A 550-nucleotide genomic window follows, 5' to 3' on the forward strand; every position below is an offset into this window, starting at 1 on the left:
CTTCATACAGACGGTTGACACGCTGATAAGTGTTTTCTGCCAAATCAGACGCGGCCTTATTGGCTTGCCAAGCGGCTTTGGCTTGAGCGATCTCTTGCGGGCGTGCCCCGTTTTCTGCTTTGTCCAATTGACTTTGCGCGATTTGCTTACCAGCACGTGCTTGGTTGATCTTGGCGTTAATCTCAGGCGAATCCATCTCGATGAGTTGTTGACCCACCGTAACCGTATCGCCTTCTGTCACCATAATGTTAGCAATGCGGCCTGCTACCTTTGCAGCGATAGAGGTTTGCTGCATTTGCATTTGTCCTTGGAGGGTAATGACTTCTGGTTCATTATGCTGATTGCTTTTATATAAACCATATGCAATTGCGCCAAGAACACCTAATACAAACAGTACGAGCAATATCTTTTTCATACGAGCAGATTTATCAGCTTTTGCGTTACCACGACTATAAGCGGGTACAGATTGCTCTGGAACGTCAGACCCACTAGATACATTTTCTACTGGATCGACGGAGGCTTTTGCATCTCGAGAGGTCACTGACTCGGT

At 46.9% G+C, this 550-nt stretch carries 1 protein-coding gene; it reads right to left on the minus strand.

Translation table 11 applies throughout. The features are described from left to right. Positions 1–541: HlyD family secretion protein (locus ACS8FC_RS20105; RefSeq protein WP_459112993.1), on the minus strand; the 541-nt coding region annotated here is incomplete at its 3' end. Positions 542–550 lie beyond the last annotated feature (9 nt).

It is taken from the genome of Psychrobacter sp. 1Y4 (assembly GCF_051847555.1).